This window comes from Brevibacterium sp. W7.2 (assembly GCF_018137945.1).
Classification (GTDB): domain Bacteria; phylum Actinomycetota; class Actinomycetes; order Actinomycetales; family Brevibacteriaceae; genus Brevibacterium; species Brevibacterium sanguinis.
This window is the reverse complement of sequence record NZ_CP073089.1, coordinates 1,777,339-1,798,586: the sequence shown is the minus strand read 5'-3', so window position 1 is coordinate 1,798,586 and position 21,248 is coordinate 1,777,339. Positions and strand designations below refer to the sequence as shown.

Sequence of the window (21,248 nt, the reverse complement as noted above, 5' to 3'; positions counted from 1 at the left end):
CCGGCCCTACTGTGCGGTAGGCCGCAGGGAGCCGCTCAGCGCCCGGCGGACACCGGCGGGGGTGCCGTCAGGGACGCGTTGAGGCTGCGGGCCGCCTCCGCGAGACCGGCCGGTCCGGCGGCGAGCACGGCCCGGGAGACGGCGACGACGACCTGGTGTCGTGCGAGCGCCTCGGGCCCGAAGACGTCGAGGAGTTCGTCCCGGCCGGCCCCCTGCGCCCCGACGCCCGGGGTGAGGAGCGGTCCCCCGCAGGCGCTCGGGTCGAAGCCGAGGTCCCGTGCGGCCGATCCGATCGTCGCCCCGACGACGAGGCCGAAGGGGCCGAGCTCACCCGCTCCCCCGGTGAGCTCGGCATTGCGGGCGGCGACGGCGGCGGCCACGGACCCGGCGACGGAGTCGCCGAAGCCAGGGGCCTCGGCACCGGTGCGGGCGTGCTGGACGTCCGCGCCCTCGGGGTTCGAGGTGAGCGCGAGGACGAAGAGGCCCCGATCGTGGGCCGCGGCGAGGTCGAACGCGGCGGCCAGGGCTCCGACGCCGAGGTAGGGCGAGACCGTGATGGCGTCGGCGGACAGGGGTGAGTCCGGGAGCAGATGGGCCTCGGCGTAGCCGGCCATCGTCGAGCCGATGTCCCCGCGCTTGACGTCGAGGATCGTCAGCAGCCCCTGCTCCCGGCACGCCGCGAGGGTGTCCTCGAGGGCGGCGACGCCGGCGGAGCCGAAGCGCTCGAAGAACGCGGCCTGCGGTTTGACCGCGGCGACCGTCCCCGCGAGCGCCTCAACGGTGCGCAGCCCGAACTCCCGGACGCCGGCGGCGCTCCGCGGCAGCCCCCACGTCTGAAGGAGATGGTCGTGGGGGTCGATGCCCACGCACACGGGACCGTGGGCGGCCATCGCCGCGGTGAGCCGGGTGGAGAACATCACGCGCTCCAGTCCTGGAGGCTGCGCACGCCGAAGGTCTTGTCGCGGACGACGTGGAGCGAGGTCACGGCGGCGGCGAATTCGGCGATCGTCGTGATGAGCGGCACCGAGTTCGCGGTCGCCGCGGCGCGGATCTCGTAGCCGTCGGCGCGCTCCTGACGGCCGGAGGGCACGTTGATGACCATGTCGATCGTCCCGGCGGCGAGGTAGTCGAGGACCGTGCGGTCCTCGGCGTCGGCCTCGAAGTGCTTGTGGACCTGGGAGGTCGCGATGCCGTAGCGGGAGAGCACGGCAGCCGTGCCCGTCGTCGCGACGACGTCGAAGCCGAGGTCGACGAGCTCCTTGACCGGCAGGACCATCGCCCGCTTGTCGCGGTCGGCGACGGAGACGAACACCGTGCCCGAGGTGGGCAGCTTGATCGAGGCGCCGAGCTGGCCCTTGGCGAACGCCGTCGGGAAGTCGTGGTCGATGCCCATGACCTCGCCGGTCGAGCGCATCTCAGGGCCGAGGATCGAGTCGACGACCTTGCCCTCGACGGTCCGGAACCGGCGGAACGGCAGCACGGCCTCCTTGACGGCGATCGGGTGCTCGAGCGGCAGGGTCGAGCCGTCGCCGGTCTCCGGCAGCAGATCGCCGCGCAGGTCGGCGATGGTCCGGCCCACGGCGATGAGCGCGGCTGCCTTCGCCAGCTGCGTCGACGTCGCCTTCGAGACGAACGGCACGGTGCGCGAGGCGCGCGGGTTGGCTTCGATGACGTAGAGGACGTCGGCGGTGATCGCGAACTGGATGTTGAGCAGGCCGCGGACGCTCACGCCTTCGGCGATCGCGCGGGTGGCCTGCCGGACGCGGTCGAGGACGTCCTCGCCGAGGGTGAGCGAGGGCAGCACGCACGCGGAGTCGCCGGAGTGGATGCCGGCCTCCTCGATGTGCTCCATGATGCCGCCGATGAAGATGTCCTCACCGTCGTAGAGGGCGTCGACGTCGATCTCGATGGCGTCCTCGAGGAACCGGTCGACGAGGACGGGCCGGTCGACGGAGACCTCGGTGGCGGTGGCCATGTAGTCGAGCAGCTGCGTGCGGTCGTAGACGATCTGCATGCCGCGGCCGCCGAGGACGTAGGAGGGGCGCACGAGCACGGGGTAGCCGATCTCCGCGGCGATCGCCGCGGCCTGGGCGGCGGTGACGGCGGTGCCGTGCTTGGGCGCGGTCAGTCCCGCCCGGTCGAGGACGGCGCCGAATTCGCCCCGGTCCTCGGCGAGGTCGATCGCCTCGGGCTGGGTGCCGAGCACCGGCACGCCCGCCGCCTTGAGCTGGTCGGCGAGCCCGAGCGGGGTCTGCCCGCCGAGGGTGCACACGACGCCGGCGACGGGGCCGGCGGCGAGCTCCGCGTGGTAGACCTCCATGACGTCTTCGAACGTCAGCGGTTCGAAGTAGAGGCGGTCGGCGGTGTCGTAGTCGGTCGAGACGGTCTCGGGGTTGCAGTTGACCATGACGGTCTCGAAGCCGGCCTCCCCGATCGCCATCGTCGCGTGGACGCACGAGTAGTCGAACTCGATGCCCTGTCCGATCCGGTTCGGACCCGACCCGAGGATGAGGACGGCGGGGCGCTCCCGCGGGGCGACCTCGGTCTCCGCGTCGTAGCTCGAGTAGTGGTACGGGGTGTGCGCTTCGAACTCTCCCGCGCACGTGTCGACGGTCTTGAAGACGGGGCGGATGCGCAGGGCGTGGCGGATGCCGGTGACGACCTCGGTGGTGAGGCTGCGCAGCCCGGCGATCTGCTCGTCGGAGAACCCGTGGTTCTTCGCGACCCTGAGCACCTCGGAGTCGAGCTCGTCGGCGTCGGCGATGAACTGCGCGACCTCGTTGATGAGCTCGATCTGGTCGAGGAACCACGGGTCGATCCCGCAGGCCTCGTGGACCTCGGCGTTCGTCAGGCCCGCGGCGAGCCCGCGCTGGACGGAGTGGATGCGGTCGGCGGTGGGGTGGGCGATCCGTTCGAGGAGGGCCTCGCGCACCTCGTCGTCGCTGATGTCGGGCAGGTCCGACCAGTCGAACGAGGAGCCCTTCTGCTCCATCGAGCGCATCGCCTTCTGCAGGGCGGTCGTGAAGTTGCGGCCCAGCGCCATGACCTCGCCGACGGATTTCATCGTCGTCGTCAGGGTCGGGTCGGCGGCGGGGAACTTCTCGAAGGTGAAGCGCGGGATCTTGACGACGACGTAGTCGAGGGTCGGCTCGAAGCTCGCCGGGGTGACCTTCGTGATGTCGTTGGGGATCTCGTCGAGGGAGTAGCCGACGGCGAGCTTGGCCGCCATCTTCGCGATCGGGAAGCCCGTGGCCTTCGACGCCAGCGCCGAGGACCGGGAGACCCGCGGGTTCATCTCGATGACGACGATGCGACCGGTGGCCGGGTCGACGGCGAACTGGATGTTGCAGCCGCCGGTGTCGACGCCGACGGCGCGGATGATGTCGATGCCGATGTCGCGCATCGTCTGGTATTCGCGGTCGGTGAGCGTCAGCGAGGGGGCGACGGTGATCGAGTCACCGGTGTGGACGCCGACGGGGTCGACGTTCTCGATCGAGCACACGACGACGACGTTGTCCTTGTGGTCGCGCATGAGCTCGAGCTCGTACTCCTTCCAGCCGAGGATCGACTCCTCGAGGAGGACCTCGGTCGTCAGGGAGTCCGAGAGCCCGGCACCGGCGATGCGGCGCAGATCCGTCTCGTCGTAGGCCATGCCCGACCCGAGGCCGCCCATCGTGAAGGAGGGACGGATGACGAGCGGGTAGCCGAGCTCTTCGGCCCCGGTCAGCGCCTCGTCGAGGGTGTGGCAGATGACGGAGCGGGCCACCTCGGCGCCGCATTCCTCGACGATGTCCTTGAACTTCTGGCGGTCCTCACCGCGCTGGATCGCGTCGACGTCGGCGCCGATGAGCTCGACGCCGTACTTCTCGAGCGTGCCGGCGTCGTGGAGGGCGATCGCGGCGTTGAGCGCGGTCTGCCCGCCGAGGGTCGGCAGGAGGGCGTCGGGGCGCTCCTTGGCGATGATCGACTCGATGATGTCGGGGTCGATCGGTTCGACGTAGGTGGCGTCGGCGACGTCGGGGTCGGTCATGATCGTCGCGGGGTTCGAGTTGATGAGGATGACGCGCAGGCCCTCGGACCGGAGCACACGGCACGCCTGGGTGCCGGAGTAGTCGAACTCGCAGGCCTGTCCGATGACGATGGGACCGGAGCCGATGACGAGGACGGATTCGATATCGCTTCTCAGTGGCATGGGGTCTCCTTAGGCGCGGGCGGACATGAGGTCGACGAACCGATCGAACAGGTAGCTCGAATCGTGGGGCCCGGCCGCTGCCTCGGGGTGGAATTGGACGGAGAACGCGGGGATGTCGAGGCACTGGAGTCCCTCGACGACGTCGTCGTTGAGGCACACGTGGGACACGGCGACGCGGCCGAAGTCCGGGTCCGCCGGGGCCGTGGTCTCCCCCTCGAGCGGGGCGTCGACGGCGAAGCCGTGGTTCTGGGCGGTGATCTCGACCTTCTCGGTCGTCCGGTCGATGACGGGGACGTTGATGCCGCGGTGGCCGAAGGGCAGCTTGAACGTGCCGAAACCCAGGGCCCGGCCGAGCAGCTGATTGCCGAAGCAGATGCCGAAGAACGGGATCCGTGCGGCGAGCACCTGCCGCAGCAGCTCGACCTGGTCGTCGGCGGTCGCGGGATCGCCGGGACCGTTGGAGAAGAACACCCCGTCGACGCCGAGGGCCTCGATCTCGGCGAAGCTCACCGAGGCGGGCAGGACGTGGACGTCGATGCCGCGCTCGGCCAGTCGCTGCGGGGTCATCGCCTTGATGCCGAGGTCGACGGCAGCGACGCTGAACTTCGCTTCGCCGACAGCGGGCACGAACTCGGGTGCGGAGACGCTGACCTCCTCGGCGAGTCGGGCCCCGGCCATCCGCGGGGTCTCGAGGACCGTCTCGAGCATGACGGTCGGGTCGAGCTCGGCGGCGGGACCGGAGAAGATCCCCATCCGCATCGCTCCCTTGTCCCGCAGGTGGAGGGTGAGCGCCCGGGTGTCGACGTCGCTGATGCCGACGATGCCCTCGGACTTGAGCCGCTCGTCGAGGTCGCCCTCGCTGCGCCAGTTCGACGAGACGCGGGAGGCGTCGCGGACGACGTAGCCGGCGGCCCAGAAGCGGCGGGACTCGTCGTCGGCGGCATTGACGCCGGTGTTGCCGATGTGGGGTGCGGTCTGGATGATGATCTGCCGGTGGTACGACGGATCGGTCAGGGTCTCCTGGTAGCCGGACATCGCGGTGACGAACACGGCTTCGCCGACGGTCTGGCCGATCGCGCCGTAGGCGGATCCGGTGAACGTGCGGCCGTCTTCGAGCACGAGGACGGCGGGGGTGGTGGACAGTCTCATGGTGCCTCTACGATCATCTCTCGGATGCGGTTGACGGTGGGGGCGGTGTCGGCGGAGTACCGGGCGCGGAAGCCCGTGTCGACGAGGGTCTCCCCGAGCCTCCAGGTGATGCGGACGATGCCGCCGCGTTCGACGAACTTCCCGATCATCCCCGAGGTGGTGTCGACGGAGACGATGTCGGAGCGCGGGATGATGAAGTCCTCCCGCCCGGCGAGGTCCATGATGACCCCGGCGTCGGTGACGACGAGCTCGCCGCTGGTGCGGATGCCCAGGCCGTGGACGGCGACGCGGTCGAGCGGGTTGCCGGCCGTCGTCGTCGAGACGTACGAACCGGCCACGGGGTCGGCGATCGGGGTGATGCCGAGGCCCGGCTTGACGGGGGCGGCGACGTCGGTCTGTCGGCTCTTGCGCCGCGACCAGCCCCAGGTCAGGGCGAGGAGGATGAGGAGGAGGATGCCTGCGATGATGAGGACGCTCACTGTTCGGTCCATGACGCTCCTGCCGGATGGGGGGTGGTGAGTTCGCCGTCTGCGAGCACGCGGTGCCCGTAGAAGAACGTGTCGGTGATCGCGGTGGCGACCTCGAGACCGGCGAAGGGGTTGTTCCTGCCCTTCGTCGCGTGGTCGGCCGGGACGATCGTGTGCGGGGCGTTCGGGTCGATGAGCACGAGGTTCGCGCTCGCACCCGTCTCGAGGCTGCCGTGGCCGGTGGCGCCGGTGATCCGGGCGGGGGCCTGGGACATCACCCGGGCGATGTCGCCGAAGTCGAAGTCGTAGTCGCGCATCGCCTCGACGACGATGGGCAGGGCGGTCTCCATGCCGACCATGCCCATGGCCGCGGCCGACCATTCGCTGCACTTGTGTTCGGCGGTGTGCGGGGCGTGGTCGGTGCCGATGACGTCGATCGTGCCGTCGGCCAGCGCCTCCCGCAGGGCCGTGACGTCGCGCTGCGCGCGCAGCGGCGGGTTGACCTTGTAGACGGGGTCGAAGGTGCGCACGAGTTCGTCGGTGAGCATGAGGTGATGCGGTGTGACCTCGGCGGTGACCCGGACTCCTCGCGACTTCGCCCAGCGGACGATGTCGACGCTGCCGGCGGTCGAGACGTGGCAGATGTGGAGGCGGGAGCCGACGTGTTCGGCCAGCAGCACGTCACGGGCGATGATCGACTCCTCGGCGACCGCGGGCCAGCCGGGCAGGCCGAGTTCGGCCGAGACCACGCCCTCGTTCATCTGCGCGCCCTCGGTGAGCCGGGGCTCCTGCGCGTGCTGGGCGATGACGCCGTCGAAGGTCTTGACGTATTCGAGGGCCCGGCGCATGAGCAGCGGGTCGGAGACGCAGATCCCGTCGTCGGAGAAGATCCGCACGCGGGCCTCCGAGCGGGCCATCGCGCCGAGTTCGGCGAGCTGCCTGCCCTCGAGCCCGATGGTCACGGCGCCGATGGGCACGACCTCGGTGAAGCCGGCGCTGCGACCCAGCCGGTGGACCTGTTCGACGACGCCGGCGGTGTCGGCCACGGGGGCGGTGTTCGCCATCGCGTGGACGCACGTGTACCCGCCGGCGGCGGCGGACCGGGAGCCGGTGAGCACCGTCTCCGCGTCCTCCTTGCCGGGTTCGCGCAGGTGGGTGTGCATGTCGACGAGGCCGGGCAGGGCGATGAGTCCGGTGGCGTCGATGACCTCGGGGTCGGGCCCGAGGAGGTCGGGGTCGACGAACGCGCCGTCGGCGATCGCGATGTCGGCTGGGCCGCGGCCGAGCACGTCGGCGCCCTGGATGAGGTAGTCAGTCAATGGTCTCCTCCTGACCGGTCAGCAGACGGTAGAGCACCGCCATGCGCACGCTCACACCGTTCTCGACCTGGTCGAGGACGAGGGCGCGGGGTGAGTCCGCGGCGGCCGCGAGTCCGCGGCGGCCGCGGAGATCTCGAAGCCCCGGTTCATCGGCCCGGGGTGCATGATGAAGGCCGACTCCGGCAGGGCCCACAGGCGGGCCTCGCTCAGTCCCCACAGGCGCGCGTACTCGCGGGCGTTGGGGAAGAACGACTCGTGCATCCGCTCGTGCTGGACGCGCAGCATCATCACCGCGTCGAAGTCCTGGCCGGCGATCGCCTCGTCGAGGTCGTAGTGGATCGTCACCGGCCACGTCTCCGCGCCCCAGGCAGGAGCGTGGGCGGGGCGATGAGGTGGACGTCGGCGCCGAGGCGGTCGAGCAGGTGGACGTTCGACCGGGCCACCCGGGAGTGGAGGATGTCGCCGACGATCGCCACGGTGGCGCCGTCGAGGCCCTTCCCGCGGGGTCCGTCCTTGACCGCCCCCGAGGCGGGGAAGCCGCCCAGCGCCCGGCGCAGGGTGAAGGCGTCGAGCAGGGCCTGTGTGGGGTGTTCGTGGGTGCCGTCCCCGGCGTTGACGACGGGGACGTCGATCCAGCCGGTGTCGGCGAGGCGCTGCGCGGTGCCGGCGGCGGAGTGGCGGACGACGATCGCGTCGGCGCCCATCGCGGAGATCGTCTGGACGGTGTCCTGGAGGCTCTCGCCCTTCGACACCGAGGAGCCCTTCGCGGAGAAGTTGAGGACGTCGGCGGACAGGCGCTTCGCGGCGGCTTCGAAGGAGAGCCGGGTGCGGGTCGAGTCCTCGAAGAAGAGGTTGACGACGGTGCGGCCGCGCAGCACGGGCAGCTTCTTCACCTCGCGCTCACCGACCTGCGCCATCTCCTCGGCGATGTCGAGGATCGCGACGGCGTCCTCGCGGGTCAGCGACGCGGTGTCGAGGAGGTGCTTCATTCGCGGCCTCCGGAGATCGTCACGGCGTCGGTTCCGTCGATCTCGGCGAGCGAGACGTTGACGCGTTCGCTGCTCGAGGTGGGGAGGTTCTTGCCGACGTGGTCGGCGCGGATCGGCAGGTCCCGGTGGCCGCGGTCGACGAGGACGGCCAGACGCACCTTGGCGGGGCGGCCGAGGTCCGAGAGCGCGTCGAGGGCGGCCCGGATCGTCCGGCCCGAGAAGAGGACGTCGTCGACGAGGACGACGGTGGTCCCGTCGATGCCCTCCCCGGGGATGTCGGTGGGGGCCGGTGCCCGGTAGGCGTTCGAGCGCAGGTCATCGCGATACATCGTGATGTCGAGGCTGCCGACGAGTCCCGGAGCGCCCTGCGGACGGTCGGAGATGTCGGCGATGAGCTCACCGAGGCGGGTGGCCAGGGGCACTCCGCGGCGGGGAATGCCGAGGAGGACGAGATCGTCGGTGCCCTTGTTGCCTTCGATGATCTCGTGGGCGATGCGGGTCATCGCCCGCCGCATGTCTGCGGCATCGAGCACTGTTCGCTCAGTCATATCTGCCCTTCTCCGCCTCTCGGGACGGTGGTTAAAGGAGCGTGGTGTGCTCAGTCTAGCGCGCGCCTGCGCCGGCCCGAGCGGTGGGTCCGCTGCGCCCGGCGAGTGCGGGCGCAGCGACTCACGTCAGCGTCGGTTTGACGTCGAGGATGCGCGAGAGCAGACCCGAGACGAAGCCCGGGGAGTCGTCGGTCGAGAACTGCTTCGCGAGCATCTTCGCCTCGTCGATCGCGGCGGTGTCGGGAACCTCGTCGTTGAAGAGGATCTCCCACGTGCCGATCTCGAGCAGCGCCCGGTCGACGGCCGGCATCCGGTCGATCGTCCAGCCCTCCGAGTAGGTGGAGATGATCTCGTCGATCTCCTCGCGGTGGGACTTCACGCCGTCGACGATCTCGACGGCGTACGCCTTCATCGGGTAGTCGGGGTCGTTCGACCGCATGGCCACGACCTCGTCGATGTCGAGTCCCCGCTGCCCCGCTTCGAAGAGGAGCTCGAGGGCCCGGCGTCGGGCCCGGGTGCGTGCTCCCACTTACTTGACGCGGCCGAGGTAGTCACCCGTGCGGGTGTCGACCTTGATCTTCGTGCCCTCTTCGAGGAAGAGCGGGACCTGGATCTCATAGCCGGTCTCCAGGGTCGCGGGCTTCGATCCGCCGGTCGAGCGGTCGCCCTGGAGGCCCGGTTCGGTGTGGGAGATCGTCAGCTCGACGGAGGCCGGGAGCTCGACCGACAGCGGGGTGCCGTCGTGGAAGGAGACCTGGAGCTCCTGGTTCTCGAGCATGTAGTTCGCGGCGTCGGCGACGAGGCTCGCCGGAATGGTCACCTGGTCGTAGTCCTTGGCGTCCATGAAGACGTAGTCGGAGCCGTCGTGGTAGAGGTACTGCATGTCACGGCGGTCGACGTTGGCGGTCTCGACCTTGGTGCCGGCGTTGAACGTCTTGTCGATGATCTTGCCGGAGATCACGTGCTTGAGCTTGGTGCGGACGAACGCGGGACCCTTGCCGGGCTTGACGTGCTGGAACTCCAGCACCTGCCACAGCTGGTTGTCGAGGTTGAGCACGAGGCCGTTCTTCAGGTCGTTCGTTGTCGCCACTAATCCGTCCTTCTTCACATCATGCCCCGCACGATGCGGTCGTGTCAGGGGGCGGCGGTTTCGCCAATGAGCGATTCTAGCAAGCCCGCACTGCCACTGTCATACGCGCTCAGGGAGCGCCCCCGTCGCTCACGCGCCGGGCCCGAGCAGCCTGCGCGGGGAGTCCTCGCCGATCTCCTGGTACGCGGTGTGGAGGAGGGAGACGTCGGGGATCTCGACGGTCGCGGGCTGACCGATGTCGCTCAGCAGCACCATGCGCAGCATCGACCCGCGGGCCTTCTTGTCCCGCTTCATCGTGTCGAGCAGCTGCGGCCACACGTCGGCACGGTACCCGGTGGGCAGGCCGAGCTTGGTGAGCAGCTCGCGGTGGAGGTCGACGACCTCGGCGGGGAGGTTCTTCACCATCGCCGCGACCTCGGCGGCGAAGACCATGCCGACGGACACGGCCGCGCCGTGGCGCCACTGGTAGCGCTCCTTGTGCTCGATCGCGTGGCCGAGGGTGTGGCCGTAGTTGAGGATCTCGCGGCGCCCGGCCTCCGTGAAGTCGTCGGCGACGACCTCGGCCTTCACGGCGATCGCCCGTTCGATGAGTTCCCGGAGCACGGGTCCGTTGACGTCGGCGATCTCCTCCTTCGTGTGGTCGCGGAGGAGGTCGAGGATGACGGGGTCGGCGATGAAGCCGGCCTTGACCACCTCGGCGAGCCCGGTGAAGAGCTCGTTCTCCGGCAGGGTGGACAGCGTGTCGAGGTCGACGAGGACGCCGGCGGGGGCGTGGAAGGAGCCGACGAGGTTCTTGCCCTCGGCCGTGTTGATCCCGGTCTTCCCGCCGATCGCGGCGTCGACCATGCCGAGGACCGTCGTGGGGATGTGGATGACGCGGATCCCGCGCAGCCATGTCGCGGCGACGAATCCGCCGAGGTCGCTCACCGCTCCCCCGCCGACGGTGACGATCGCGTCGGTGCGGGTGAAGTCGGACTGCCCGAGCACCTGCCAGCAGAAGGCGGCGACCTGGATGTGCTTGGCCTCCTCGGCGTCGGGGATCTCCGCGACGATCGCGTCGAGTCCCGTCGCGCCGAGGTCGTCGCGCACCGCCTCGCCCGTCGAGCGCAGGGCGCGGGGGTGGATGACGAGGACCTTCTCGACCTGGGGTCCGAGCAGGTCGGGCAGCTGCCCGAGCAGTCCCTGACCGACGAGCACCGGGTAGCGGCCTCCGGCGTCGACGTCGATGGTGGTCACGGTCATGGGGTCTCCTTGGTCTGCTGGTACTTCGCGTAGTCCTCGGCCCGCTGGAGGCCGGTGAGGACGTCGACGATGCGGTTGACGACGGTCGAGGGCGGTGAGTTCGAGGCGTGGACGCGGAACGTCGCCACCTGCTGGTAGAGGGGTTCGCGTTCGGCGACGAGGGCGAGCCAGTTCTCCACCGGGGAGCCCGCCCCGCGCAGCAGCGGCCGGTGCGGGGCGTTGAGCCGCGGGGCCACGGTCTCGGTGTCGATGTCGATGTGGACGACCTTGATCGCGGGGTGGAGCAGCTGCGCGCGGGTCCCGGAGTTGAGTATCGCTCCCCCGCCGAGGGAGACGATGCCGGGGCGGTCGAGGAGTCGGCGCAGCGCCCGGCGCACGACTTCGCGTTCGAGGCGGCGGAAGTGGTCCTCACCGCGTTCGACGAAGATGTCGGCGATGACGCCGTGGCGGTCGACGATGTTCGCGTCGGTGTCCGTCAGGGGCAGGCCCAGCCGGTCGGCGAGGAGCCGGCCGATCGTCGACTTCCCCGCCGCCGGCGGCCCGGTGAGCACGATGCGCGAGTGCGCGGCGGGCACCGGTTCGAGCGGCGGGACGGGTTTCGGAAGCGGGTGCTCGCTCATCGTCCGATGCGCAGGTTCTCCGGGATGGCGGCGAGGTAGCCCTCCAGGTTCCGCTTCGTCTCGGCCACCGAGTCGCCGCCGAATTTCTCGACGACCGCCTCGGCGAGGACGAGGGCGACCATCGCCTCGGCGACGACGCCGGCGGCGGGCACGGCGCAGACATCCGAGCGCTGGTGGTTGGCCTTCGCCGGCTCCCCGGTGACGACGTCGACGGTCGACAGGGCGCGGGGCACGGTGGCGATCGGCTTCATCGCCGCGCGCACGCGCAGCGGCTCGCCCGTCGACATGCCGCCCTCGGTGCCGCCGGCGCGGTTGCTCGCCCGGTGGTAGCCGGAGGCGCCGACGAGGATCTCGTCGTGGGCGGCCGATCCGGGGCGGGCGGCGGTGAGGAAGCCGTCGCCGACCTCGACGCCCTTGATCGCCTGGACGCCCATGAGGGCACCGGCGAGGCGGGAGTCGAGGCGGCGGTCCCAGTGGACGTGGGAGCCGAGGCCCGGCGGGAGGTCGTAGGCGAGGACCTCGACGACTCCGCCGAGGGTGTCCCCGGCCTTCTTCGCTGCGTCGATCTCCGCGACCATCCGGGTCGACAGCGCCGGATCGAAGCTGCGGACGGGGTCGCCGTCGAGGGCGTCGACGTCACTGGCGCGCGGCAGCGGGGCGTCAGCGCCGGGTGCGTTCTCGACGCCGCCGATCGCCACCGTGTGGGAGACGAGGGTGATGCCGAGTTCGCCGAGGAACTTCGCGGCCACGGTCCCGAGCGCCACGCGCATCGCCGTCTCCCGGGCCGAGGCGCGTTCGAGGACGGGGCGGGCCTCGTCGAAGCCGTACTTCTGCATCCCGACGATGTCGGCGTGGCCGGGGCGCGGACGGGTGAGCGGGGCGTTGCGGGCCTGACCGTCGAGGTCGGACTCGTCGATGGCGTCGGCGCTCATCACCGTCTCCCATTTGGGCCATTCGGTGTTGCCGACCTCGATCGCCACCGGCGAGCCGAGGGTCTTCGCGTGGCGGACGCCGCCGAGGATCCGGACCTCGTCGGCTTCGAACTTCATGCGCGCGCCCCGGCCGTAGCCGAGCCTGCGCCTGGCGAGGTTGACGCGGATGTCGTCCCTGGTGATCGGGATGTGGGCGGGCAGCCCCTCAATGATCCCGATCAGCGCTTCGCCGTGGGATTCGCCTGCAGTCAGCCATCTCAACATTCCACCGATTCTACAAAACGAACGGTGCCCCCACCGACCCCAGCCACAGACCGGACAGCATCGCGGGACCGAACGGGATCGTCGTCGCCTTGAGGTCGTGGGCGCGCAGGCCGGCGATGAGCGCCCAGACCCCGGCGATGAGCACGCTGAACAGGAGGACGACGAGCGGGGCCCACGGGGAGAAGAGCCCGGACACACCGGCGACGACGAACGCGAGCTTGACGTCGCCGAGTCCCATCGTCGGCTTCCGCACGAGACGTCCGACGAGGTGGATGGCGCCGAAGAGGAGGATGCCGACGATCGCTCCGAGGAGGGCGAACCACCACAGCGTCGAGTTCCCGACGAGGATGCCGGTGATGAAGGCGGCGCCGAGGAGGGCGATGAGCGGGTAGACGATCCGGTCGGGCAGGCGGCGGATGAGGAGGTCGGTGACGAGGAGGACGGGTGTGGCGGCCGCTCCGGCGCCGAGGCTGAGGCTCGTCAGCGCGAAGTCGATCCCCGTCGGGTGGGGTGGGGTGAGCGTCGTGCCGCTGCCCGGCGCGTGGGCCGTCCATTCCGGTGGGTGGGGAATCGCCTGGTCGATGGGGAAGAGCGCAGCGGCGACCGCGGCGAGGGCGACGGCTGCGAGGATGAGGAGGCTCGGCCGGAAGGCGCGGGAGCCGGTGAGGGCGGTGAGGTCGGCGTCGTCGGCGAGCCACCGGGCGGGGGTCGCGACGAGGAGGGCGGCGAGGCCGCCGGCGATGACCGCGGTGACGGCGATGAAGAGCGCGTGTGCGACCATGCGCGGCCCCGGTCAGGCCTTCTCGGCCGCGCCGTGCATCGCCTCGGCCACCGCCGCCAGCTGCGCCGCGGTGAGCGGGGTGCCGGCGGCCGCGGCGAAGAAGAGCGCGAACTGGGCGACGGCCTGTTCGACGAGCATCGCGATGCCCGGGACGGGGGTGAAGCCGTGGGCGGCGGCGTCGGTGAGCAGCGCGGAGTCCGCGGCGTAGGCGACGTCGAGGGCGACCCCGGGCCCGGCGGGCCAGGTGAGCGCGGGGGCCGCCTCGGCGGGGAGGGTCGAGACGACGATCGCCGAGTCCGCGATCGTCGTCAGCGGTCCGGTGCCGGCGCTCATCCCCAGTCGGTCGGCCAGGTCGAGGACGGCGGCGGCCCGGGCGGGACTGCGGACGAGGAGGTCGACCTCGGTGACGCCGAGGCGGTGGCAGGCGAGCAGGGCCGACCGGGCGGTGGCTCCGGCGCCGAGGATCGTCGCCCGCCCGCGCCCGGCCGCCCGCCCGCGCCCGGCCGCCTCGGTGTCGGGGAGGACGGGAGTGAGCGCGCGGACGATGCCGTCGACGTCGGTGTTCGCCACTGTCGTCGCATTCGCACGGACGAGGGTGTTCGCGACCCCGGTCGCCTCGGCGGTGTCGTCGAGGATCCAGCCGCGGTCCCGGGCGAGTGCGACGAGGCGCTCCTTGAGCGGCATCGTCAGGGAGAACCCGGTGTGGTCGGGGTGGGCGTCGAGGAAGGTAACAAGGTCGTCGGCGCCGACCTCGGCACGCTCATAGCTGCTGTCGGTGAAACCGAGCGCGGCGAACGCCGCAGTGTGGAGCGCCGGTGACTGCGAGTGTGCGATCGGGCGCCCGAGGACGGCGGCGCGGATGCGCGCGCCCGCCGCTATCCCCCGTTCTCCCGCAGCCATGCGCGGTACTCCTCGACGTTCTTCTGGTGGTCGGCGTACGTGTCGGCGAACTTCGTCTCCCCCGTGTCGGGGTTGACGGCGACGAAGAACTGCCAGGTTCCGTCGGCCGGGTTGAGGGCCGCGTCGACGGCGCCGGCGCTCGGGGAGTTGATCGGTCCCGGGGGCAGTCCCTTCGCCTTGTACGTGTTGTAGGGGCTGTCGGAGCTGCGCTCCTCGGCCGTCGTCGTGAGGTCGGCGCGGGCACCGAAGATGTAGGCGACGGTCGCATCGGACTGGAGGAGCTGACCGGTCTGGGACTGGTCGGAGATCCGGTTGAGGAAGACGCGGGCGACCTTCTTCCGCGTCTCCTCGTCGCCCGGAGATTCGATCTCGACAAGGCTGGCGAGGGTGAGGACGCGGTTGGCGTCGGCGTTCTCGATGCCGGCGGTGTCGAGTTCGAGCTTGGTCTTGTCGACCATCTCCTGGACGATCATCTCCGCGGTCTTGCCCGCCCCCACCTCGTAGGTGGCCGGGTAGAGGTAGCCTTCGAGGCTCGGGGCCTCGACGTCGAGGTCGTAGTCCGCGGGCTTCTTGTCGTCGATGGCCTTGTCGACCTCTTCGGCCTTCATCCCCGATTCGATCATCGTCGCCTTGATCTGCTCGATCTTCCGGCCCTCGGCGATCGTCATCGTCGGCGGTTTGATCGGATTGATGAACGCATCGACGGCGGCGGCCGAGCTCATCTGCTCGCGCATGACGATGGGACCGGCCTGGATCGTGAGGTTGCGGCGCTCGACCTCGTCGAGGAAGGGCTTGGAGTCCTTGATGACGCCCTCTTCGACGAGCTGGTTGGCCACCGACCGCGCCGAGGCGCCCGGTGGGATCTCGAGGGAGACCTCGGTCGTGCCGTTGCCCTCGTAGTCGGAGCCGCCGCCGAAGAGGTCGTCGACGACTCCCCCGGCAGCGCGGAGGCCGAAGAATCCGCCGAGGCCGAAGACGAGGACGCAGATGACGACGATGACCGTCGTGCGCCGCTTGCGCATCATCCGCCGCCGCTTCTTCGCTTTGATCTCGGAACGGGACAGTCCTTCGTCGTCCGAGAACTCACCGGGGAACGGAATCATTGCTCACTCTCCTGTGTGGGGCAGCTCGCGACCTGCGGGCGTGCCCGTGTTGCGTTCGGATTCGAGCGCATTCTGCAGAATGATGACCGCCGCCTGGGCGTCGACGATCTCCCGGCGCTGGCGGGAGTTCTTTCCCGCTGCGGCCAGGGCGCTGTGGGCTTCGACGGTGCTGAAGCGCTCGTCGATGAGGCGGATGGGCACCCCGGCGTCGATCTTCACCGCGAAGTCGAGGGCGGCGTCGGCGGCCGCCCGCGCGGTGCCGTCGAGGGACTTGGGGTCCCCGACGAGGAGTTCGATGGGCTCGTATTCGGCGATGATCTCCCGCAGCTGCCGCAGCGCTGCCGGTTCGTCGGTGCGGCGCACCACGGTCAGCGGGGTCGCGAGGATCCCCTCGGGGTCGCAGGCTGCGACCCCGATGCGCACCGAGCCGATGTCGAGACCCAGTCGGCGCCCCCTCCTCAGTGTCACGTGAGCTCCGCCTTGACCGCGCTGATCGCCGCGGTGATCTGCGCGGGGTCGCTGCCGCCGCCCTGCGCGAGGTCGGGCTTGCCGCCGCCTCCGCCGCCGAGCGTCGAGCTCGCCAGGGACACGAGTCTGCCGGCCTGGTTGCCGGCCTGGCGCGCCGCCTCGGTGGTCGCGATGACGACGACGGGCTTGCCGCCGGAGACTCCGATGCCGAGGACGACGGCGGAGCGGTCGGAGACGCGGGCGCGCAGGTCGGTGACGATCGTGCGGACGTCCCCGCCGTTGGCGACCTCACCGAGGTCGGCGACGACGAAGAGGGTCCCACCGACCGTTTCGGCGCCCTCGAGGAAGCGGCCGGCCTGGGCGAGCAGCTGCTGCGAGTGGAGGCGGGCGATCTCCTTCTCCGCGTCCCGGAGCCTGACCATGAGCTCCGAAACCCGGTCCTTGACGTCGGTGCCGGGGACCTTGAGCATCTCGGACAGGGAGGACACGATCGTGCGCTCGGCGGCCAGGGAGCGGAAGGCGTCCATGCCGACGGCGGCTTCGATGCGGCGCACTCCGGAGCCGACGGAGGCTTCGGAGAGCACGGAGATCGGTCCGACCTCCGCCGAGGCGGCCACGTGCGTGCCGCCGCACAGCTCACGGGAGAACGGTCCGCCGATGTCGACGACGCGGACGATGTTCGGGTACTTCTCGCCGAAGAGGGCCATCGCGCCGGAGCGCTTGGCCTCCTCGAACGGGAGGTACTCGGTGCCGACGTCGTAGTTCGAGCGCACGGCGAGGTTCGCGACGTCTTCGATCTCGTCGCGCATCTGCGCGCTCGGGGCCTCCGGGAAGGAGTAGTCGAAGCGCATGTAGCCGGGCTGGTTCATCGAACCGGCCTGGACGGCGTGGGTGCCGAGGATCTCCCGCAGTGCGGCGTGGACGAGGTGGGTGGCCGTATGGGCCTGGGAGCCCTGGAAGCGGTGCTCGTGGTCCACCTCGGCGAGGACGTCGGCGCCGACGGGGATCTCCCCGTCGACGACCTCGATGCGGTGGGCGGCGAGTCCCTTGAGCGGGTTCTGGACGTCGAGGACGCGGGCGGTGAAGCCGTCGCCCTTGATGAGGCCGACGTCGGCGCGCTGGCCGCCGGATTCGGCGTAGAACGGGGTGAGGTCGAGGACGAGGTTACCGGTCTGTCCGGTGGTGAGCACCTCCTGGGCTTGACCGTCGACGACGATGCCGCGGATCCGGGAGTCGGCTTCGAGGGCGTCGTAGCCGACGAATTCGCTCTGCCCCTCGTCGAGCAGCGCGGAGTACGCGGTGAGGTCGGTGTGGCCGCCGCCCTTCTTCGCCTTCGCGTCGGCCTTCGCGCGGGTGCGCTGTTCGGCCATGAGGGAGCGGAAGCCCTCCTCGTCGACGCTGACACCGTGTTCGGCGGCCATTTCGAGGGTGAGGTCGATCGGGAAGCCGTGGGTGTCGTGGAGGGTGAAGGCGACGTCGCCGCTGATCGTCTTGTCGGAGCTGTCGAGCTTCTCGTACGCGGTCTCGAAGAGCTGGGTGCCCGATTCGAGGGTGCGCAGGAACGCCTTCTCCTCGGCGTAGGCGATGCGCGAGATCCGGTCGAAGTCGGTCTCGAGCTCCGGGTAGGAGTGCTTCATCGCGTTCATCGACACGGGCAGCAGTGAGGGCATGACCTCGGTGGTGACGCCGAGGAGGCGCATCGCCCGCACGGCCCGGCGGATGAGGCGGCGGAGGATGTAGCCGCGGCCCTCGTTGCCGGGGCGCACGCCGTCGCCGATGATCATCAGGGCGGAGCGGACGTGGTCGGCGACGACGCGCATCTGCACGTCGGAGTGGTGGTCGGCGCCGTACTCGTGGCCGGACAGCCGGCTCGCCTCGGCGATGACGGGGAAGACCTCGTCGATCTCGTACATGTTCTCGACGCCCTGGAGGAGGAACGCGACGCGTTCGAGTCCCATGCCGGTGTCGATGTTCTTCGCGGGCAGCTCGCCGGCGATGTCGAAGTCGACCTTCGAGCGGACCTCGGAGAGCTCGAACTCCATGAACACGAGGTTCCAGATCTCGATGTAGCGGTCCTCGTCGGCCTCCGGGCCGCCTTCGGCACCGTAGGCGGCGCCGCGGTCGAAGTAGATCTCCGAGCAGTAGCCGCCGGGTCCGGGCTGGCCGGTGTGCCAGAAGTTGTCCTCGTTGCCGCGCAGCTGGATGCGCTCGCGCGGGATCGAGGTCTCCTCGAGCCAGAGGTCGATCGTCTCGAGGTCGTCCTCGTGGACGGTGGCCCAGAGCAGGTCGGGGTCGAAGCCGAGTCCGCCGTCCTCGGTGGGCTGGGTGAGCAGGCCCCATGCATAGCGGATGGCTTCGCGCTTGAAGTAGTCGCCGAAGGAGAAGTTGCCGTTCATCTGGAAGAACGTGCCGTGGCGGGTCGTCTTCCCGACCTCTTCGATGTCGGCGGTGCGCACGCACTTCTGCACGCTCGTGGCGCGGAGGAAGGGCGCGGGCTCACGGCCGGTGAGGTACGGGATGAACTGCACCATGCCGGCGATGTTGAAGAGGATCGAGGGATCGGAGCTGATGACCGACGCCGAGGGCACGACCACATGTCCGTTCGCCTCGAAGTAGTCGAGCCAGCGCTTCTTGATCTCTGCCGTCTTCATCCAAGGCCTTTCAGGTGTTGCGTCTGCGGTGGGTGCGGTGCGCACCCGTTCCACACTAGTTTAATTGCTCACCAGTCGAGATGGTGATGGCCTGCGAGTCGTCGAACCCGCAGATGAATGCCCGACTGCCCGGAACGCGGGCGTTCCGGGCAGTCGGGCGAGGCGGCTCAGCGCGAGTAGAACTCGACGACGAGCTGCACGTCAGCGGTGATGGGGACCTCTTCGCGCTTGGGGCGGCGCAGGAGGGTGGCCTGCAGGCCCTCAAGGTTGACGTCGAGGTAGCCCGGGACTGCCGGAAGAACGTCCTTGTGTCCGCCTGCCGCGGCGACCTGGAACGGATCCATGTCGGCGCTCTTCGGGTGGACCTGGATGGTCTGGCCTTCCTTGACGCGGAAGGACGGGCGATCCACGCGCTGGCCGTCGACCGTGATGTGGCGGTGGACGACGAACTGGCGGGCCTGAGCGATCGTGCGGGCGAAGCCGGCACGGAGGACGAGGGCGTCGAGACGCATCTCGAGGAGCTCGACGAGGTTCTCACCGGTCAGACCTTCGAGGCGCTTGGCCTCCTTGTAGGTCTTGAGCATCTGGGCCTCGCGGATGCCGTACTGGGCGCGCAGACGCTGCTTCTCCTTGAGGCGGACCGAGTAGTCGCTGTCATTGCGGCGACGGGCGCGGCCGTGCTCGCCCGGAGGGTAGGGGCGGCGCTCGAAGTACTTTTCAGCCTTCGGGGTCAGCGGCAGGCCGAGGGCGCGCGAGAGGCGGGCCATCCGGCGGTTACGTGCTGGTGCTGGCACTGGGTTACCTTTCTTGGGTGCGGGTCGTCCCGGCAGGCATCGAAGTCCTCGCCCTGATCGGAACCGTTGTTTCCCCGGTTGGGAAAGAGGGATTGAGCGTCGAGAACCGCTCGCACCGACCGCCTTTACATATGAGGCACAACAGCTGACTATCTTAGCCGAGTTCGCACCCTTCCCGCAATGCGGACGGAGGCGCTGCGACGCGGATCACGCGGAGGGTCACTCGCCGCGGAGGATCTTGCGGATCGTGGCCAGCCGCTCTTCGATGGTGCGCTCGAGGCCGTTGCCCGAGGGCGTGTAGTACTCCGTGCCCTTGAGCGTCTCAGGCAGGTGCTCCTGCGGGGCGACCCCGTGGGGGTAGTTGTGGGCGTACATGTAGCCCTTGCCGTGGCCGAGGGCCTTCGCTCCCGGATAGTGCGCGTCGCGCAGATGGTTGGGAACCTCACCGGACTTCCCGGCTCGGACATCGGCGATCGCGGCGTCAAGGGCCTTGTAGCTCGCGTTCGACTTCGGGGCCATCGCCAGGTAGGTGACCGCCTCGGCGAGGGGGATCCGACCTTCGGGCATCCCGATGTTCTGCACCGCCGTCGAGGCGGCCACAGCGATCGGCAGCGCCTGCGGATCGGCCATCCCGATGTCCTCGGCCGCGGAGATGACGACGCGGCGGGCGATGAATCGGGGATCCTCACCGGCGACGATCATCCGCGCGAGGTAGTGGAGGGCTGCGTCGACGTCGGAGCCGCGGATCGACTTGATGAACGCGGAGATGACGTCGTAGTGCTGGTCGCCGTCCCGGTCGTAGCGGAGCACGGTCTCGCTGCTCGCTTCGGCCACCGCCTCCTCGGTGATGAGGATCGGACCAGCATCGCTCTCGCCGGGCTCGCTTTCACCCGGCGCCTCGTCGCCCGCCTCGTCCGCGTCAGCGCCGCTCTGCTCCGCGCCGGCGTCGCCCTGCTCGGCTGCCTGCGCCGCGGCGATCCCGGCCGCGGCCTCGAGGAGGGTGAGTGAGCGCCTCGCATCGGCCCCGGAGATGCGGACGATGAAGTCCTTCGCCTCGGGGTCGAGGGCGAACTGGCCGGCCAGTCCCCGCTCACTGGCGATCGCGCGCTCGAGGAGCTGCGCGATCGCCGCGTCGTCGAGCGGGCGCAGCGTGAGCATGAGCGAGCGGGAGAGCAGCGGCGAGATGATCGAGAACGACGGGTTCTCCGTCGTCGCCGCGACGAGGACGACGAGCCGGTTCTCCACCGCCGGCAGCAGCGCGTCCTGCTGCGCCTTGGAGAACCGGTGGATCTCGTCGAGGAAGAGCACGGTCGTGCGCCCGTACATCTCGCGTTCGCGGCGGGCGTTCTCGATGACCTGCCGGACGTCCTTGACCCCGGCCGTGATCGCCGAGAGCTCGACGAACCGACGGCCCGGGGCATGCGAGATGACATGCGCGAGCGTCGTCTTGCCGACTCCGGGAGGACCCCAGAGGATCACCGAGGAGGCGCCGGCCCGGTCTCCCCCGCTCGCCTCGACGAGCTGGTTGAGCGGGGACCCGGGGAACGTCAGATGGTCCTGGCCGACGACCTCGGCGATGGTGCGCGGACGCATCCGCACCGCGAGCGGATCGAGCGCGCGCCCCTGACCGGGCTCGAACGCACCGCTGCCCGGACCGGGATTGTCCCGGTCCGGGTCGGAGAAGAGGTCGGGCCCGTCGGTCACCGCGAACCCTGACTCATCGGGGTGCCTGAGTCACT

The 21,248-nt window shown here is 70.1% G+C and carries 18 protein-coding genes and 1 pseudogene; all 19 read right to left on the bottom strand.

Features of this window, described 5'->3' with window-relative positions:
• Positions 1-35: 35 nt before the first annotated feature.
• The 19 genes and pseudogenes from pyrF to J9315_RS07890 all read right to left on the bottom strand — a co-directional run bounded on the left by pyrF (position 36) and on the right by J9315_RS07890 (position 21,102).
• A complete protein-coding gene (pyrF, locus tag J9315_RS07980) occupies positions 36-917 on the bottom strand; it encodes an orotidine-5'-phosphate decarboxylase (protein WP_211979275.1) in 882 nt (293 codons plus the stop codon).
• Complete coding sequence (gene carB / locus J9315_RS07975; protein ID WP_211979157.1) at positions 917-4,192, bottom strand: carbamoyl-phosphate synthase large subunit; 3,276 nt, start codon at positions 4,190-4,192, stop codon at positions 917-919. Before carB ends, pyrF begins: the two co-directional genes overlap by 1 nt.
• Positions 4,193-4,201: 9 nt before the next feature.
• Entirely contained in the window at positions 4,202-5,341 is a 1,140-nt protein-coding gene (gene carA, locus J9315_RS07970; RefSeq protein WP_211979156.1) for a glutamine-hydrolyzing carbamoyl-phosphate synthase small subunit, read from the bottom strand.
• Entirely contained in the window at positions 5,338-5,832 is a 495-nt protein-coding gene (locus J9315_RS07965; RefSeq protein ID WP_137823963.1) for a hypothetical protein, read from the bottom strand. Before J9315_RS07965 ends, carA begins: the two co-directional genes overlap by 4 nt.
• On the bottom strand, positions 5,817-7,127 hold the full coding sequence (locus J9315_RS07960) for a dihydroorotase (RefSeq protein ID WP_211979155.1): 1,311 nt from the start codon (positions 7,125-7,127) through the stop codon (positions 5,817-5,819). Before J9315_RS07960 ends, J9315_RS07965 begins: the two co-directional genes overlap by 16 nt.
• Positions 7,120-8,116: pseudogene (locus J9315_RS07955) on the bottom strand (aspartate carbamoyltransferase catalytic subunit). Before J9315_RS07955 ends, J9315_RS07960 begins: the two are co-directional and overlap by 8 nt.
• Positions 8,113-8,664, bottom strand: coding sequence for a bifunctional pyr operon transcriptional regulator/uracil phosphoribosyltransferase PyrR (gene pyrR / locus J9315_RS07950; RefSeq protein WP_198498887.1), 552 nt, complete (start codon positions 8,662-8,664; stop codon positions 8,113-8,115). The pseudogene J9315_RS07955 and the gene pyrR overlap by 4 nt, the downstream one beginning before the upstream one ends.
• Positions 8,665-8,785: 121 nt before the next feature.
• Positions 8,786-9,193 (bottom strand): transcription antitermination factor NusB, encoded by a 408-nt coding sequence (gene nusB, locus J9315_RS07945; protein ID WP_137823959.1) that lies wholly within the window; start codon positions 9,191-9,193, stop codon positions 8,786-8,788.
• Positions 9,194-9,754, bottom strand: a complete 561-nt coding sequence (gene efp / locus J9315_RS07940) for an elongation factor P (RefSeq protein ID WP_137823958.1) — start codon at positions 9,752-9,754, stop codon at positions 9,194-9,196. It lies immediately after the preceding gene.
• A gap of 129 nt (positions 9,755-9,883) precedes the next feature.
• A complete protein-coding gene (gene aroB / locus J9315_RS07935) occupies positions 9,884-10,996 on the bottom strand; it encodes a 3-dehydroquinate synthase (protein WP_198498888.1) in 1,113 nt (370 codons plus the stop codon).
• Positions 10,993-11,616, bottom strand: coding sequence for a shikimate kinase (locus tag J9315_RS07930; protein WP_140954958.1), 624 nt, complete (start codon positions 11,614-11,616; stop codon positions 10,993-10,995). The genes aroB and J9315_RS07930 overlap by 4 nt, the downstream gene beginning before the upstream one ends.
• Entirely contained in the window at positions 11,613-12,812 is a 1,200-nt protein-coding gene (aroC, locus tag J9315_RS07925) for a chorismate synthase (protein ID WP_198498889.1), read from the bottom strand. Before aroC ends, J9315_RS07930 begins: the two co-directional genes overlap by 4 nt.
• Before the next feature lie 10 nt (positions 12,813-12,822).
• Positions 12,823-13,593, bottom strand: coding sequence for an A24 family peptidase (locus J9315_RS07920; protein WP_198498890.1), 771 nt, complete (start codon positions 13,591-13,593; stop codon positions 12,823-12,825).
• A gap of 12 nt (positions 13,594-13,605) precedes the next feature.
• Complete coding sequence (locus J9315_RS07915) at positions 13,606-14,493, bottom strand: shikimate dehydrogenase (protein ID WP_198498891.1); 888 nt, start codon at positions 14,491-14,493, stop codon at positions 13,606-13,608.
• A complete protein-coding gene (gene mltG, locus J9315_RS07910; protein ID WP_198498892.1) occupies positions 14,469-15,596 on the bottom strand; it encodes an endolytic transglycosylase MltG in 1,128 nt (375 codons plus the stop codon). Before mltG ends, J9315_RS07915 begins: the two co-directional genes overlap by 25 nt.
• A 3-nt stretch (positions 15,597-15,599) precedes the next feature.
• Entirely contained in the window at positions 15,600-16,064 is a 465-nt protein-coding gene (ruvX, locus tag J9315_RS07905) for a Holliday junction resolvase RuvX (RefSeq protein WP_198498893.1), read from the bottom strand.
• Positions 16,061-18,715 (bottom strand): alanine--tRNA ligase, encoded by a 2,655-nt coding sequence (gene alaS, locus J9315_RS07900; RefSeq protein ID WP_198498894.1) that lies wholly within the window; start codon positions 18,713-18,715, stop codon positions 16,061-16,063. The genes ruvX and alaS overlap by 4 nt, the downstream gene beginning before the upstream one ends.
• 167 nt (positions 18,716-18,882) lie before the next feature.
• Entirely contained in the window at positions 18,883-19,482 is a 600-nt protein-coding gene (gene rpsD / locus J9315_RS07895) for a 30S ribosomal protein S4 (protein ID WP_137824111.1), read from the bottom strand.
• A gap of 246 nt (positions 19,483-19,728) precedes the next feature.
• Positions 19,729-21,102 (bottom strand): replication-associated recombination protein A, encoded by a 1,374-nt coding sequence (locus J9315_RS07890; RefSeq protein ID WP_198500981.1) that lies wholly within the window; start codon positions 21,100-21,102, stop codon positions 19,729-19,731.
• Positions 21,103-21,248 lie beyond the last annotated feature (146 nt).